A 15,033-nucleotide genomic window follows, 5' to 3' on the forward strand; every position below is an offset into this window, starting at 1 on the left:
TGCGCTTGCTTTTGGGACAATACTGTATTAGTGCTATTCGCTAATTTTCGCCCAGGTATCGCGTAATCCAACGGTGCGGTTGAATACCAGACGTTCGGCCGAAGAATAACGACTATCGGCGCAGAAATAGCCTTCGCGCTCAAACTGGTAGGCTTTTTCCGGTTGTGCTGCTGCCAGGCTTGGCTCGACAAAACCCTGCTTGATAACCAGTGACTCCGGGTTAATCGTGGAAAGGAAGTCATCAGCAGCCCCTGGGTTAGCCACACTGAACAGACGATCATACAAACGGATTTCGGCTGGTATGGCATGGGCGGCAGATACCCAGTGGATAACCCCTTTTACCTTGCGGCCATCGGCAGGATCTTTGCTCAACGTCTCTGGATCATAGGTACAGAAGATGGTGGTGATCTCACCAGTAGCATCTTTCTCTATACGTTCGGCCTTGATGACATAGGCGTTGCGTAGACGAACCTCTTTACCCAACACCAGACGTTTGTACTGTTTGTTGGCTTCTTCACGGAAATCTGCACGATCGATGTACACTTCGCGACTGAAAGGGACCTGACGACTCCCCATTTCCGGTTTGTTAGGATGATTAGGCATGGACACCATTTCCACTTCATCCGACATATTCTCGATAACCACCTTCACCGCGTCCAATACCGCCATGGCCCGCGGTGCATTCTCATTAAGATCGTCACGAATACAGGACTCCAACGCCATCATCTCGACGTTATTCTCCTGCTTGGTCACACCGATACGCAGGCAGAATTCACGGATAGAAGCGGGGGTATAGCCACGGCGACGCAGGCCCGAAACGGTCGGCATACGCGGATCATCCCAACCTTCCACTACCTTCTCTGTAACCAATTGGCTCAGCTTGCGCTTGGACATAATGGCGTATTCAAGATTGAGGCGCGAGAACTCATACTGACGCGGATGGCACGCAATAGTGATGTTATCTAGCACCCAGTCGTATAAACGGCGGTTATCCTGAAACTCCAACGTACACAACGAATGGGTGATCCCTTCCAACGCATCGGAAATACAGTGGGTAAAATCATACATTGGGTAGATACACCACTTATTACCCGTCTGATGGTGCTCTGCAAACTTGATACGATAAATCACCGGATCGCGCATAACGATAAACTGCGATGTCATATCGATTTTTGCACGCAGGCAGGCAGCACCTTCGGCAAACTTACCGTTACGCATCTTTTCAAATAGCGCCAGGTTTTCTTCTACCGTACGGTTACGGTAAGGGCTGTCCTCACCCGGAGCCGTCAGCGTACCGCGATACTCCCGGATCTGTTCAGCAGTCAGCTCATCGACATAGGCTAAACCTTTACTAATCAGTTCAACGGCATACTGATACAACTGGTCAAAATAATCAGAAGAATAACGAACATTACCGCTCCATTTAAAGCCCAACCACTCTACGTCGTGTTTGATGGAGTCAACAAACTCGATATCTTCTTTCGCCGGGTTGGTGTCATCGAAGCGCAGATTGCATTGGCCTTGATAATCTTTAGCAATACCAAAGTTCAGACAAATGGATTTGGCATGGCCAATATGCAAATAGCCGTTAGGTTCCGGTGGAAAACGCGTCTGTATTGACGTGTGCTTCCCTGATGCCAGATCTTCATCAATGATCTGACGGATAAAATTGGTTGGGCGGGCTGCGGCCTCACTCATATCACTCTTCCTCAAATGCAAAGCGCTTCACATAATCGTCTATGTTCCAACAAGCCACGTCAGGAAACAACCGTTAGTTTCACGAAAACACACCGCTACCGTACAAAAATAAAAAGCGGGAAAAGATCGCTCTTTTCCCGCCAGCTATGGTCATATCACTTCATTAATCGCTTAACACCAAGCGCGACCTATTTTTGGATATCAAACAGTTTCGTTTGGCCAGCAATCACTTTACCGGTTGCCAACGCTGTAAGCCCGGCATAGTCATCGGAATTGCTGACAACAACTGGGCTGATCATGGAGCGCGCATTAGCATTCAGGTATTCCAGATCCATTTCCAGGATCGGTTGGCCTGCTTTGACTTCTGCCCCCTCTTCAACCAGGCGTTTAAAACCTAAGCCCTTCAGCGCGACGGTATCAATCCCCATGTGTACCACAATTTCGGCACCTTTAACTGTTTCCAGGCAGAAAGCATGATTAGTGTTGAAGATCTTCACGACAGTGCCATCAGCAGGTGCTACAACTGTTTTTTCGGTTGGACGAATCGCCACACCGTCACCCACAGCTTTGCTGGCAAAAGCTTCGTCTGGAACCTGTTCCAGAGTCACAACATCACCTGTTACCGGTGCGACTAACGTCTGGAAAACGGCTTTAGGCGCATTAGCAACCGCCTGTGGTGTTACTTTTGGCGCTACGCTAGAGTTCGCTGAAGCCGCTGCGATCGGGCCTGAAGCCACAATATTGCGCATGGCACTAGCAATCAGTTCGGCACGTGTCCCAACGATAATTTGCACACTTTCTTTATTAAGACGAATTACGCCGGATGCCCCTAGGCGTTTAGCCAGCGTATCGTTGACCAGCGAGGAATCTTTCACGTTCAAGCGCAGACGGGTGATGCAGGCATCAATACCGGTCACGTTTTCAGAACCACCGATAACTGAAACGTAACGGCGAGCCAGTGAAGTCGTTTCGCTCTCCTCGTGATCTGTACCTGCACTCGTATTGACGTCATAACCGTCAGATTCGTCACCATCAACCGCCAGTTCACGGCCTGGGGTCATCAGATTGAATTTCCTGATCGTAAAACGGAACACAACATAGTAGATAACAAAGAACACCAATCCTTGCGGGATCAGCATATACCAATGAGTCGCCAACGGATTGCGGGTTGACAGGAACATGTCAACAAAACCAGCACTAAAACCAAAACCAGCAATCCACTGCATACTGGCAGCGATGAATACGGAAATCCCGGTCAGCACAGCGTGGATCACATACAACACTGGCGCAACGAACATAAAGGAGAATTCCAGCGGTTCGGTGATACCCGTGAAGAAAGCGGCAAAAGCACCCGCCATCATAATCCCCAACACTTTGGCTTTATTCTCTGGACGCGCGCAGTGATAAATAGCCAATGCTGCGCCAGGCAGACCGAACATCATGATTGGGAAGAATCCTGCCTGGTAACGTCCCGTAACACCAACAACCGCTTTGCCAGCTTCGATAGACTGTTGTCCACCTAAGAAATTAGGGATATCGTTAATGCCTGCCACGTCAAACCAGAATACGGAGTTCAGCGCATGGTGCAAACCAACAGGAATAAGCAGACGGTTGAAGAAGGCGTAAATGCCTGCACCAACAGAACCCAGTTTCTGAATGTGCTCACCGAAGCTCACCAAAACGCTGAAGACGAGTGGCCAAATGTACATCATGATGAAGGCAACCAAGATCATCAGGAAAGAGATGAGGATTGGCACCAAACGACGACCACTGAAAAACGATAAGGCTTTCGGCAACTCAACACCGCTGTAGCGGTTATAGATTTCAGCAGAAATAATACCGACCAAGATACCGACAAACTGGTTCTGGATTTTACTGAAAGCAGCAGGAACCTGATCAACCGGGATTTTCTGGATCATTGCCACAGCAGCAGGTGAACATAGGGTGGTTAAAACCAGAAAGCCAACAAAACCGGTCAATGCAGCCGCACCGTCTTTGTCTTTTGACATACCATAAGCGACACCGACGGCAAACAGCACGGCCATGTTGTCGATAATAGCGGAACCCGATTTGATAAACAGCGCTGCCAGGGCATTGCTCCCCCCCCAACTGACAGGGTCAATCCAGTAACCGATGCCCACTAGAATAGCGGCAGCGGGCAGTACGGCTACCGGAACCATCAAGGCCCGGCCCACCTTTTGTAAATAGCTAAGAATGTTCACCTTTTCCCCTTATTCGTCCGCGAACGGACCTTTGTAAGTAGTTTATTTGAAAGCTTACTACCTTTTAGAAATAGCATATGGCACGAATTACTCATGTGGAGTGTAAAAAAATTATTTCGTATCGCAAATTAAAACCTTATATTCTGTGATTTAAATCACTAAAAGTCAGTCTTGATTCGTCACTATGCTAGCCATTGCACAAAACTTATTTTATGATTAAAAATAATTACCGGTAATAATACCTAACACAAACTCGGCAAAGCTGCGTGTCGTTTAAAATTCAAGTTATTGCTCGCTACAGTATAGCCACAGTTTATTCTACCTAGAGGTGTATGATGAGACTTATCCCACTGAAAGACACTACACAAGTTGGCAAATGGGCTGCACGCCATATCGTTCAGCGTATCAATGCGTTCAAACCCACAGCTGATCGCCCTTTTGTGCTTGGTCTGCCAACCGGCGGCACACCGCTAGAAGCTTATAAGCACCTGATTGCGATGCATAAAGCTGGTGAAGTCAGCTTTAAGCACGTTGTGACTTTCAATATGGACGAATATGTTGGCCTACCGCAGGAACACCCAGAGAGCTACCATACGTTCATGTATCACAACTTCTTTGATCACGTGGATATTCCGCATGAAAACATCAATCTGCTAAACGGCAATACACCTGACGTTGATGAAGAATGTCGACGCTACGAAGAGAAAATAAAATCCTACGGCAAGGTTCACCTTTTCATGGGCGGCGTCGGCGTTGACGGGCACATTGCATTTAACGAACCCGCCTCCTCTCTGGCTTCACGTACCCGCATCAAAACGTTGACCGAAGAAACACGCATCGCCAATTCCCGTTTCTTCGGTGGTGATGTCAACTTAGTACCCAAATTCGCTCTTACCGTAGGTGTAGGGACTCTGCTGGATGCAGAAGAGGTAATGATCCTGGTAACGGGCCGTGGTAAGGCTCTGGCCCTGGAAGCTGCAGTTGAAGGTTGCATCAACCACTTGTGGACCATCAGTTGTTTACAACTGCACGCTAAATCCGTGGTCGTTTGTGATGAACCTTCCACTATGGAACTGAAAGTCAAAACCGTTAAATATTTCCGCGAATTAGAAGCGGCAAGCGTTAATAGTCTTTAATCTTTTTCAGGGGGCTACATGTTCGCTTTAACCCAATGCAGGATTTTCACTGGCTACGATGTGCTGGATAATCATGCGGTTGTGATTGCTGATGGTCTGATTGACAGCGTCTGCACATTGGCTGAATTGCCCGCTGGCATCGAAACTCGCGAGCTGGGTGGTGCCATCCTAGCCCCTGGTTTCATCGACGTTCAACTTAATGGCTGCGGCGGCGTACAATTCAACGATTCACTGGAAGACATATCGGAAAAAACGCTGCAAATAATGCAACACGCCAACGAAAAATCCGGTTGTACCAGTTATCTACCCACGCTGATCACATGCAGTGACGACGTTATGAAGCATGCCATCGATGTGATGCGTGAATATCTGAAAAACAATCCGAATCAAGCGCTTGGTCTCCACTTGGAAGGGCCATATCTCAGCCCAGCGAAAAAAGGCACGCACAACCCTGCCTTTATCCGCAAACCTACCCGTGAGATGATCGAGCACCTGTGTGCCAATGCTGATGTGATCACCAAAGTGACACTGGCGCCAGAAATGGTAGAACCACACTTTATCCAACAGTTGACCCAAGCGGGTATCTTGGTCTCCGCAGGCCATTCCAACGCCACTTACGATCAGGCACGTATCGGCTTCGCCGCGGGGATCCGCTTCGCCACCCACCTTTACAACGCGATGCCTTACATTTCTGGCCGCGAACCGGGTCTGATAGGGGCTATCTTTGATGCGCCAGAGGTCTATACCGGCATCATTGCCGATGGGCACCATGTAGCCTGGGCGAGTATCCGTAATGCCAAGCGGCTAAAAGGTGATAAGTTGGTTCTGGTTACCGATGCCACCGCTCCGGCAGGAGCTGATATTGACCAATTTATTTTCGCTGGTAAAACAATATACTATCGTGATGGGCTCTGCGTTGACGAACAAGGTACTCTCAGCGGTTCTGCACTGACCATGATCGAGGCGGTGCAAAACAGCGTTGAATACGCGGGGATCGCACTGGATGAGGCACTACGGATGGCTTCATTGTATCCAGCGCGAGCGATCGGTGTTGAAAAACGCTTAGGTACAATAGAAACCGGTAAAGTCGCTAACCTGACAGCATTTACCCGTGATTACAAAATCATAAAAACCTTCGTGAATGGCGACGAGGTTTAAATCAAAAATAGCGAGCAAAATTATTGATGAGTACCAGCGGACAAGCACAAATAGGGAATATTGATTTAGTTAAACAACTTAATGGCGCCGCAGTTTATCGCCTGATAGACCAACAAGGCCCTATCTCGCGCATTCAAATTGCAGAACTCAGCCAGCTTGCCCCCGCCAGCATCACAAAAATTACTCGCCAGCTGTTGGAGCGCGGGCTGATCAAAGAAGTCGATCAGCAAGCCTCCACCGGTGGTCGCCGCGCTATCTCTATTGTCTCAGAAACACGCCCATTCCATACTGTCGCCGTTCGTCTTGGCCGTCGCGATGCCACCATTACTTTGTATGACATGAGTGGCAAATCGTTGGGTGAGGAACATTACCTTTTACCAGAGCGCACTCAAGAAACGCTGGAAAATGCATTGTTCAACGCCATTACGCAGTTTATCGCAAACTATCAGCGCAAACTGCGCGAACTGATCGCCATTGCCGTTATTCTACCAGGCTTGGTGGATTCAACTTTGGGTGTCGTACGCTATATGCCACACATTGATGTCAACAATTGGGCATTAGTCGATAAGCTTCAACAATATTTCAACGTCACCAGTTTTGTCGGCCATGATATCCGCAGCTTAGCATTGGCGGAGCATTACTTCGGTGCCACGCGTAACTGTGAAGACTCGATTCTGGTACGCTTGCATCGGGGAACGGGTGCAGGGATCATCGTTAACGGTCAGATACTTATAGGTAATAATGGTAACGTAGGTGAGATTGGCCACATACAAATAGATCCTCTAGGGGAACGATGCCATTGCGGTAACTTTGGCTGTCTGGAAACCGTGGCAGCAAACGCCGCTATTGAACAACGTGTGCGTCGCCTGTTAACTCAAGGCTATCCAAGCAAAATGACACTGGAAAACTGTTGCATTGATGCGATATGCAAAGCCGCCAACCGGGGTGACTTATTGGCAAGCGAGGTGATAGAGCACGTTGGGCGTTATCTGGGGAAAGCGATAGCGATAGCCATTAACCTGTTTAATCCACAAAAAGTGGTGATTGCGGGTGAAATCACCGAAGCAGATAAGGTATTGTTACCCGCCATCCAAAGCTGTATTAATAATCAGGTTCTGAAAGAATTCCGTAAGAATCTGCCAGTAGTAACTTCTGAACTCGATCATCGCTCGGCAATTGGTGCTTTTGCCCTGGTCAAACAGGCAATGCTAAACGGTGTACTTTTACAGCAACTGCTGGAAGGCTAGGCTGCATACCTCAATTGCACTTAATGCTGTGCCGCAGCCCCTCAGGACTAAGGCTATTAAGAAGTAGTTAAGCTATTTTTTGGTAGAGGCTCACTCAGTGTTTGCTGCTCTGCTTTCATCATGAGAAACCGCGACAATGATTATTAAGAACGTAATATGTGACATCGACGGTGTACTACTGCATGACAATACCCCGGTTCCAGGCGCAGACCAGTTTCTCGCACGGGTCCAAGAACAAGGGATGCCGTTGGTAGTGCTGACAAATTACCCATCTCAAACCGAGCAGGATCTGGCTAATCGCTTTTTGGCTGCTGGGCTGAACGTGCCAGAAAGTGCGTTTTATACCTCTGCCATGGCGACTGCCGATTTTCTGCGTCGTCAGGAAGGCAAAAAAGCCTATGTTATTGGTGAAGGTGCGCTCATACACGAATTGTATAAAGCCGGTTTTACTATTACTGACATCAATCCAGATTTCGTCATCGTCGGCGAAACGCGCTCCTATAACTGGGATATGATGCATAAAGCAGCCTACTTCGTGAACCAAGGAGCGCGCTTTATCGCCACCAACCCAGATACCCATGGCCACGGATTGGTTCCTGCCTGTGGTGCGCTATGCGCCCCGATTGAAAAAATCACTGGCCGTCAACCTTTCTACGTCGGCAAACCAAGCCCATGGATCATTCGTGCCGCCCTAAACAAGATGCAGGCACATTCCGAGGAAACAGTGATTGTCGGTGATAACCTGCGCACCGATATTCTGGCGGGCTTCCAAGCCGGGCTGGAAACCATTCTGGTTCTATCAGGCGTTTCTACGCTCGACGATGTTGAAAAGATGCCGTTCCGCCCCAGCCATATTTACCCTTCTGTTGCAGATATTACGATTTTTTAATCTATAGCAGCCAGCATCGATACCTGGTTTCAGAAGCCGTTATTCAACCGAAAAATAGCATTCAACAACATCGGTGTGTGATGTTCACGGCTTAACGCTAATAGAATATCGCCACCGACGGTAACTTTTTCCCCTAACAATCGCTTTAACGATCCCCGCTCCTGTACCGTTAGCAGAAGCTGTCATTGCACATTCCAATTTGCTTGATGTCGGTTGATGTTTATCAGCATCATATATATACCCAAAATAATTCGAGTTGCTTGTAGGCGGCAACTGAGCGAAGCCCCAAGAGCTTACTCAGGTAAGTGACTGGGGTGAACGAAGGCAGTCAACACCCAAGCAACTTGAAGTATGACGAGTATATACGCTCACCTAATTAATCCGGCCCCAATAAACTGACAAAGTATCAGTCATGCAAATTGACTTAACCTCGTCAATAACCGTTGCGAGGGCAGGCGCATTTATTGGCGCCGAAGATATGCACCAGCACGCGCTGCGAATACAGTAAATTTCCAGAAAATTTCCTCGTCGCTCAACTCAATGATTCGAAAAATGAATTTTTAACAAAAAAAGTTGTAGGAAAATGAATATTCCCTAATTTTTACTGGCTTCCCTCTGACTATTTTTCATCTCAATGCTAAATCGCTTGCATCCTCCTTATGTTTTGCCGCATTTTCATAATCAGAAGGCAACAAAGCCGCGCTTTTATGATTAAAACTGGCATGTTGCACATCAACATTACAGCCACAAAAAGTCGCTAGGAGAGTTTGTATGTGTTCTATTTTCGGTGTGCTAGATCTGAAGTCCGATTCTGTTGAACTGCGTAAAAAAGCGTTGGAGTTGTCTCGGCTGATGCGCCATCGCGGCCCGGACTGGTCCGGCGTTTATGCTAGCGACAAAGCCATTCTAGTCCATGAAAGGTTATCGATTGTCGACGTGAATAACGGTGCCCAACCGCTTTACAACGCTGCACGTACGCATGTTTTAGCCGTTAACGGTGAAATTTATAACCACCAGGCATTACGTCAAAAGCTGGGGGATCGTTACGAATTTCAGACAGGTTCAGATTGTGAAGTCATCTTGGCGCTGTATCAGGAGCAAGGTCCGGGCTTCTTGGATGAGCTACAGGGCATGTTCGCCTTTGTGCTGTACGATACGGAGAAAGATGCCTATCTGATTGGCCGCGATCATCTCGGCATCATCCCGCTATACATGGGTTTTGATGAGCACGGTAACCGGTTTGTCGCCTCCGAAATGAAAGCGTTGGTTCCTGTATGCCGTACCCTCAAAGAATTCCCTGCTGGCAGTTACCTGTGGAGCCAGGATGGTGAAATCCGTGAATATTACCAGCGCGATTGGTTTGATTTTGACAATGTCAAAGATAATGTCACCGATGCCAACGCCTTGCGTAACGCGCTGGAAGAGTCAGTGAAAAGCCACCTGATGTCTGACGTGCCCTACGGCGTGCTGCTCTCTGGTGGGTTAGACTCCTCCGTCATTTCCGCCATCACAAAAAAATATGCTGCACGCAGGGTAGAAGATGATGAACGTAGCGAAGCCTGGTGGCCACAGCTTCACTCCTTCGCCGTTGGCCTTGAGGGTTCACCGGACCTGCATGCGGCACAGGAAGTGGCTAATCACCTTGGCACCGTACATCATGAGATCCATTTCACCGTGCAGGAAGGTCTGGACGCTATCCGTGATGTGATTTATCACATCGAAACCTATGATGTTACGACTATCCGTGCCTCAACACCGATGTACCTGATGTCACGTAAAATTAAAGCTATGGGCATCAAGATGGTGTTATCTGGCGAAGGGGCTGATGAGGTGTTTGGTGGCTATTTGTATTTTCATAAAGCACCAAATGCCAAAGAATTCCACGCAGAAACCGTACGTAAACTGCTCGCGCTACATATGTACGACTGCGCACGTGCCAATAAAGCCATGTCTGCCTGGGGAGTGGAGGCGCGTGTTCCCTTCCTGGACAAGAATTTCCTTGATGTAGCCATGCGTATCAACCCACAGGACAAAATGTGCGGTAACGGTAAAATGGAAAAACATATTATCCGCGAGTGTTTTGAATCTTACCTGCCAGCAAGCGTGGCTTGGCGTCAGAAAGAGCAGTTTTCCGACGGGGTCGGTTACAGTTGGATCGACACTTTAAAAGAAGTCGCTGCGCAGCAGATTAGCGATAAACAGCTTGAAACTGCAGGTTTCCGTTTCCCATACAACACACCAACCTCTAAAGAAGGCTACCTGTATCGTGAGATCTTCGAAGAGCTGTTCCCGCTGCCAAGCGCTGCAGAATGTGTCCCAGGTGGCCCATCGGTAGCTTGCTCTTCGGCGAAAGCCATCGAATGGGACGAATCTTTCAAAAGAATGGACGATCCTTCTGGTCGAGCTGTGGGCGTACATCAGTCGGCCTATAATCAATAAATATCAAGATGCAGGTAGACTGTTGCTGCCACCGGTTTCACAGGGATCAGTCACACAGTCCCAGCAACTTGAAAAACAAAAGGTATAGGGTGTAATACTCGGCGGGCCTACTGGCCCGCTTTTTTGTTGATATTCACCACCAGCGGTCGCGTAATTTGATGATTTTATCGACACACTGTTCACAACCCAGACAAATGGAACGTTCAGTCGCTTTTTCGGGAAAAAACTTGTTGACGCAAAACGACCATATACGCATAATGCGCCCCGCAACACCGATGAAGGTAGAGCAAAAAAGATGGCTACGTAGCTCAGTTGGTTAGAGCACATCACTCATAATGATGGGGTCACAGGTTCGAATCCCGTCGTAGCCACCATAATTTGCGGGAGTGGCGAAATTGGTAGACGCACTAGATTTAGGTTCTAGCGCCGCAAGGTGTGCGAGTTCAAGTCTCGCCTCCCGCACCATTTTCCTTCATTGTCATGCATACAGCAGTTGGGGTATCGCCAAGCGGTAAGGCACCGGTTTTTGATACCGGCATTCCCTGGTTCGAATCCAGGTACCCCAGCCATTTTTTCATAAAAATGATACGCTGCTAGTCAATTGTATTATTGGGGTATCGCCAAGCGGTAAGGCACCGGTTTTTGATACCGGCATTCCCTGGTTCGAATCCAGGTACCCCAGCCATACAGCACGCTTGACCCACAAAAATAATTCAAGATAATGGCTACGTAGCTCAGCTGGTTAGAGCACATCACTCATAATGATGGGGTCACAGGTTCAAATCCCGTCGTAGCCACCATGACTTAAATTTGTACTACAATTGGGGTGTCGCCAAGCGGTAAGGCTCTGGTTTCTGATACCAGCATACCCAGGTTCGAATCCTGGCACCCCAGCCAAGTTCAAAAAAGCTCGCTCAAGCGAGCTTTTTGCTTTGTTGGTCCTGCAAACACTATCAGCCATATTATATAAAACTCCCTCATTAAGACGTTTTCACTCGCCATGGGGTAGGCTCTAAGTAATGATGACTCAAGCCTATTACAGGCCGAGTGCATATTTCAGCGCGCGCTCTTTTAGCTTACCTGCCCGTTGCGCTGCCATAAGTGCCAGATTGCGCACAACCCCTAACGGCGCCAAATTATTGCTAAATATGCCGTAGAAAAGATCCATACCACTTTGCATCACTAAGTTATCTGCGCGACGACGACGCTGATAACGCATCAGAACATCTTCACAAGCCCAATCCTCGCCTTTCTCACGTGCAACGGTTACAACGTCTAATAGCGCATCCACGTCACGATAACCAAGATTTACCCCCTGCCCAGCGAGTGGATTAATGGTATGCGCTGCATCTCCGAGCAATACTAGTCCCGTTTGTACATAACGTTGCGCATGACGACGCACCAGAGGAAACGCTCCAGCAGCATGAGCTTTTACAGCTCCTAAGCGGGGGGGAAAAGCAGCAGCAATCTCCTTTTCAAGCTGCGTCATGGACAACGCCAGCAACTGGCGGATGCGTTCTGGTGTGTCATACCAAACCAGCGACGCCCATTGATCATAAAGGGGTAAAAAAGCCCGTGGTCCTGAAGGAAAAAATTGCTGCCAAGTGACATCCTGCTGCGGGGCTGCTGTTTCCACGGTAATCAACATACACGTTTGACGATATTGCCAACCGCTCGTCCCAATAGCCGCCATCTGCCGTACTTGCGAATGAGCACCATCAGCACCCACTACCAAACGTGCCTGAAGTACCTCTGCAGAGCTCAATGTTACTTGCCAGTGCTCTGGCTCACGATGCATAGATTGCAGTTTGGCTGGGCAATACACCGCTATATTTTTGCACTGTTCAACTTGCTGCCACAGCGCTAGTTGTAAAATACGGTTCTCAACCATACACCCGAGTTCAGGCAACCCTAAAGACGCGGCATCAAATACGACGCGTGAAGATTCCCATTCCCAAGTTTCCAGCCTGCGATAAGGTGCTACTCGCATCTGTTCCACTGCCGACCAAACATCCAGTTGCTTCAACAAACCAACAGAAGCACAACCAATCGCGGAAATACGCAGATCCGGAGGACTTTGAGCATCGAAGTTTTGAGGTGCCTGATGTTCTAACAGCGCTACCGAAAGCCCCGCACGAGCCAATCCTAACGCAGCTGCAGCACCAACCATCCCACCGCCAACTACAACGGCATCAACCTGTTTTTGATAAGTCATCATTTTGGTTATACTTGTTCGTTAATTGAAAACCGTGCTACTGGTTACGGCGTGTCTGTTAGGTTGTCACCCTCAACTACGCACAAACGCCGCTGGCAATTGAGAGAGACAGCCTAGTGTAACGGATTTTTAATCTGGCTTCAGGTCGCATACTGCTTTCACCCCGCTGGTCACAACCGCGTCAAATGTTTACAATGTGCCTCCTACATGACATGTAACGCAATTTCCTCTCCGCACTGAGTGATGGCAAGTCAATGACGAAAAAACTACATATCAAAACCTGGGGCTGCCAGATGAATGAGTATGACTCATCAAAAATGGTAGATTTACTGGGAAGCACACACGGTTATGAATGGACCCAAAACGTCGAAGAAGCTGACGTGTTGCTGATGAATACCTGCTCGATACGCGAGAAAGCACAGGAAAAAGTTTTCGATATGCTTGGTCGCTGGAAACAGCTGAAAGAAAAGAACCCGGCACTAATCATCGGTGTTGGCGGATGCGTAGCTTCACAGGAGGGTGAGCTTATTCGTAGCAGAGCCCCTTGTGTCGACATCATTTTTGGCCCACAAACGCTGCATCGTCTGCCGGAAATGATCAACCACGTTACTGGCACACACAGTCCAATCGTTGATATCAGCTTCCCGGAAATCGAAAAATTTGATCGTTTGCCCGAACCACGAGCAGACGGCCCTACTGCCTTTATTTCGATTATGGAAGGTTGTAACAAATATTGTACCTACTGCGTGGTCCCTTATACCCGTGGTGAAGAAGTGAGCCGCCCAAGCGATGATGTGCTGTTCGAAGTGGCCCAACTTGCAGCACAAGGTGTGCGCGAAGTGAACCTGCTAGGTCAGAACGTTAACGCCTATCGGGGGGCAACCTACGACGGTGGGATATGCTCGTTCGCCGAGTTATTACGCTTGGTAGCGGCGATCGACGGTATCGACCGCATTCGCTTTACCACCAGCCATCCTATCGAATTTACCGACGATATCATTGCGGTTTATGAAGATACTCCTGAGTTGGTCAGCTTCCTGCATCTGCCAGTACAAAGCGGTTCGGATCGTATCCTGACCATGATGAAACGTGCGCATACCACGCTGGAATATAAAGCCATTATCCGCAAGTTGCGCAAAGCGCGGCCCAATATCCAAGTCAGTTCAGACTTCATTGTCGGCTTCCCTGGGGAAACACAGGCAGACTTTGAACAGACCATGAATCTGATTGCTGAAGTCAACTTCGATAACAGTTACAGCTTCATGTTCTCTCAACGTCCTGGTACGCCAGCGGCAGATATGGTCGATGACGTCAGCGAAGAGGAGAAAAAACGGCGTTTGCACATTCTGCAAGACCGAATCAACCAACAAGCGATGCAATATAGCCGTCGCATGCTTGGTACCGTGCAACGCGTTTTAGTCGAAGGGCCTGCGCGCAAAAACATCATGGCGCTGTTTGGTCGTACCGAGTGCAACCGTGGGATCACCTTCGAAGGTACACCCGATATGATCGGTCAGTTTGTGGATATCGAAATTACCGAAGCTCGAACCAATTCACTGAGCGGTACGGTGATACGTACCGAACAACAAATGGAACTGCGGGTGCATGAATCTCCCCAATCAGTGATCGCACGTACTCGTAAGGAAGATGAGTTGGGCGTCGGTACCTTCCAGCCTTAAGGCTAATTTAGCCAGGCTGTGTCCCTTCGCGTTTTTTCTGCCGGACAGTTTCTGTCCGGCGCCCCGCCATAGTTCAAGTTGTTTGCTCCCCCAGTCACATAGTGATTGTGCTCCTGGGGACGATGAGACTCATCCATGAGGTTCATCCTAAGGGCCAATGCAAGCGCTGTTCAAATCTGTTAGCGATAGATTTGTCACAGTCTTTCTGCTTTCATGCAACGCGGGTTATTGTGGATATCTATACCCAAAATAATTCGAGTTGCTTGTAGGCGGCAACTGAGCGGATCCCTAGTCACTTACTCAGGTAAGTGACTAGGGTGAACGAAGGCAGCCAACAACCAAGCAATTTG

Annotated in this window: 10 protein-coding genes and 6 tRNA genes; 12 read left to right on the top strand and 4 right to left on the bottom strand. The window is 48.6% G+C overall.

Going from position 1 to position 15,033, the window contains the following annotated elements; all coding sequences use genetic code 11:
- Nucleotides 1–33 precede the first annotated feature (33 nt).
- Together glnS and nagE are read right to left on the bottom strand one after the other, a co-directional pair.
- Entirely contained in the window at nucleotides 34–1,698 is a 1,665-nt protein-coding gene (glnS, locus tag OK023_RS12570; protein ID WP_317693058.1) for a glutamine--tRNA ligase, read from the bottom strand.
- Between the two features lie 188 nt (nucleotides 1,699–1,886).
- Nucleotides 1,887–3,920: an N-acetylglucosamine-specific PTS transporter subunit IIBC gene (gene nagE, locus OK023_RS12575; protein WP_317693059.1), complete on the bottom strand. Its 2,034-nt coding sequence runs from the start codon at nucleotides 3,918–3,920 to the stop codon at nucleotides 1,887–1,889.
- A 335-nt stretch (nucleotides 3,921–4,255) separates the two neighbouring features.
- Here nagE and nagB point away from each other — a divergent pair, with 335 nt between their 5' ends.
- The 4 genes from nagB to OK023_RS12595 all read left to right on the top strand — a co-directional run bounded on the left by nagB (nucleotide 4,256) and on the right by OK023_RS12595 (nucleotide 8,350).
- Nucleotides 4,256–5,056, top strand: a complete 801-nt coding sequence (gene nagB / locus OK023_RS12580) for a glucosamine-6-phosphate deaminase (RefSeq protein ID WP_317697685.1) — start codon at nucleotides 4,256–4,258, stop codon at nucleotides 5,054–5,056.
- A gap of 18 nt (nucleotides 5,057–5,074) precedes the next feature.
- Nucleotides 5,075–6,214: an N-acetylglucosamine-6-phosphate deacetylase gene (gene nagA / locus OK023_RS12585; protein WP_317693060.1), complete on the top strand. Its 1,140-nt coding sequence runs from the start codon at nucleotides 5,075–5,077 to the stop codon at nucleotides 6,212–6,214.
- Between the two features lie 26 nt (nucleotides 6,215–6,240).
- Nucleotides 6,241–7,461: a DNA-binding transcriptional regulator NagC gene (gene nagC / locus OK023_RS12590; RefSeq protein ID WP_317693061.1), complete on the top strand. Its 1,221-nt coding sequence runs from the start codon at nucleotides 6,241–6,243 to the stop codon at nucleotides 7,459–7,461.
- A gap of 136 nt (nucleotides 7,462–7,597) precedes the next feature.
- Nucleotides 7,598–8,350 carry an HAD-IIA family hydrolase gene (locus OK023_RS12595; protein WP_317693062.1) on the top strand — a complete coding sequence of 251 codons (753 nt, stop codon included), beginning with the start codon at nucleotides 7,598–7,600 and terminating at the stop codon, nucleotides 8,348–8,350.
- Between the two features lie 29 nt (nucleotides 8,351–8,379).
- Here OK023_RS12595 and OK023_RS12600 read toward each other — a convergent pair whose 3' ends face one another.
- Complete coding sequence (locus OK023_RS12600; protein ID WP_317697688.1) at nucleotides 8,380–8,526, bottom strand: DUF4431 domain-containing protein; 147 nt, start codon at nucleotides 8,524–8,526, stop codon at nucleotides 8,380–8,382.
- 595 nt (nucleotides 8,527–9,121) lie between these two features.
- On the opposite strand from OK023_RS12600, the gene asnB reads away from it, so the two are divergent.
- The 7 genes from asnB to OK023_RS12635 all read left to right on the top strand — a co-directional run bounded on the left by asnB (nucleotide 9,122) and on the right by OK023_RS12635 (nucleotide 11,686).
- Nucleotides 9,122–10,789, top strand: coding sequence for an asparagine synthase B (gene asnB, locus OK023_RS12605; RefSeq protein ID WP_317693063.1), 1,668 nt, complete (start codon nucleotides 9,122–9,124; stop codon nucleotides 10,787–10,789).
- 297 nt (nucleotides 10,790–11,086) lie between these two features.
- Nucleotides 11,087–11,163 (top strand) — tRNA-Met (locus OK023_RS12610).
- A 6-nt stretch (nucleotides 11,164–11,169) separates the two neighbouring features.
- Nucleotides 11,170–11,254 (top strand) — tRNA-Leu (locus tag OK023_RS12615).
- Between the two features lie 29 nt (nucleotides 11,255–11,283).
- A tRNA-Gln gene (locus tag OK023_RS12620) sits at nucleotides 11,284–11,358 on the top strand.
- Nucleotides 11,359–11,399: 41 nt separating this feature from the next.
- Nucleotides 11,400–11,474: transfer RNA gene (locus OK023_RS12625), tRNA-Gln, on the top strand.
- 38 nt (nucleotides 11,475–11,512) lie between these two features.
- A tRNA-Met gene (locus tag OK023_RS12630) sits at nucleotides 11,513–11,589 on the top strand.
- Nucleotides 11,590–11,611: 22 nt separating this feature from the next.
- A tRNA-Gln gene (locus OK023_RS12635) sits at nucleotides 11,612–11,686 on the top strand.
- A 139-nt stretch (nucleotides 11,687–11,825) separates the two neighbouring features.
- Here OK023_RS12635 and ubiF read toward each other — a convergent pair.
- The gene (ubiF, locus tag OK023_RS12640; protein ID WP_317693064.1) at nucleotides 11,826–13,007 is read right to left on the bottom strand and encodes a 3-demethoxyubiquinol 3-hydroxylase; all 1,182 of its coding nucleotides are present in this window, start codon (nucleotides 13,005–13,007) and stop codon (nucleotides 11,826–11,828) included.
- Between the two features lie 251 nt (nucleotides 13,008–13,258).
- Here ubiF and miaB point away from each other — a divergent pair, with 251 nt between their 5' ends.
- Nucleotides 13,259–14,683 (top strand): tRNA (N6-isopentenyl adenosine(37)-C2)-methylthiotransferase MiaB, encoded by a 1,425-nt coding sequence (gene miaB / locus OK023_RS12645; protein WP_317693065.1) that lies wholly within the window; start codon nucleotides 13,259–13,261, stop codon nucleotides 14,681–14,683.
- Nucleotides 14,684–15,033: the final 350 nt, after the last annotated feature.

The organism is Serratia sp. UGAL515B_01 (assembly GCF_033095805.1).
Taxonomy (GTDB): Bacteria; Pseudomonadota; Gammaproteobacteria; order Enterobacterales; family Enterobacteriaceae; genus Chania.

What these genes read in the sequence shown, in the direction of transcription:
- glnS (WP_317693058.1), bottom strand. Translation starts at nt 1,698, where the DNA reads ATGAGTGAGGCCGCAGCCCGCCCAACCAATTTTATCCGTCAGATCATT.
- nagB (WP_317697685.1), top strand. Translation starts at nt 4,256, where the DNA reads ATGAGACTTATCCCACTGAAAGACACTACACAAGTTGGCAAATGGGCT.
- nagA (WP_317693060.1), top strand. Translation starts at nt 5,075, where the DNA reads ATGTTCGCTTTAACCCAATGCAGGATTTTCACTGGCTACGATGTGCTG.
- nagC (WP_317693061.1), top strand. Translation starts at nt 6,241, where the DNA reads ATGAGTACCAGCGGACAAGCACAAATAGGGAATATTGATTTAGTTAAA.
- OK023_RS12595 (WP_317693062.1), top strand. Translation starts at nt 7,598, where the DNA reads ATGATTATTAAGAACGTAATATGTGACATCGACGGTGTACTACTGCAT.
- asnB (WP_317693063.1), top strand. Translation starts at nt 9,122, where the DNA reads ATGTGTTCTATTTTCGGTGTGCTAGATCTGAAGTCCGATTCTGTTGAA.
- ubiF (WP_317693064.1), bottom strand. Translation starts at nt 13,007, where the DNA reads ATGATGACTTATCAAAAACAGGTTGATGCCGTTGTAGTTGGCGGTGGG.
- miaB (WP_317693065.1), top strand. Translation starts at nt 13,259, where the DNA reads ATGACGAAAAAACTACATATCAAAACCTGGGGCTGCCAGATGAATGAG.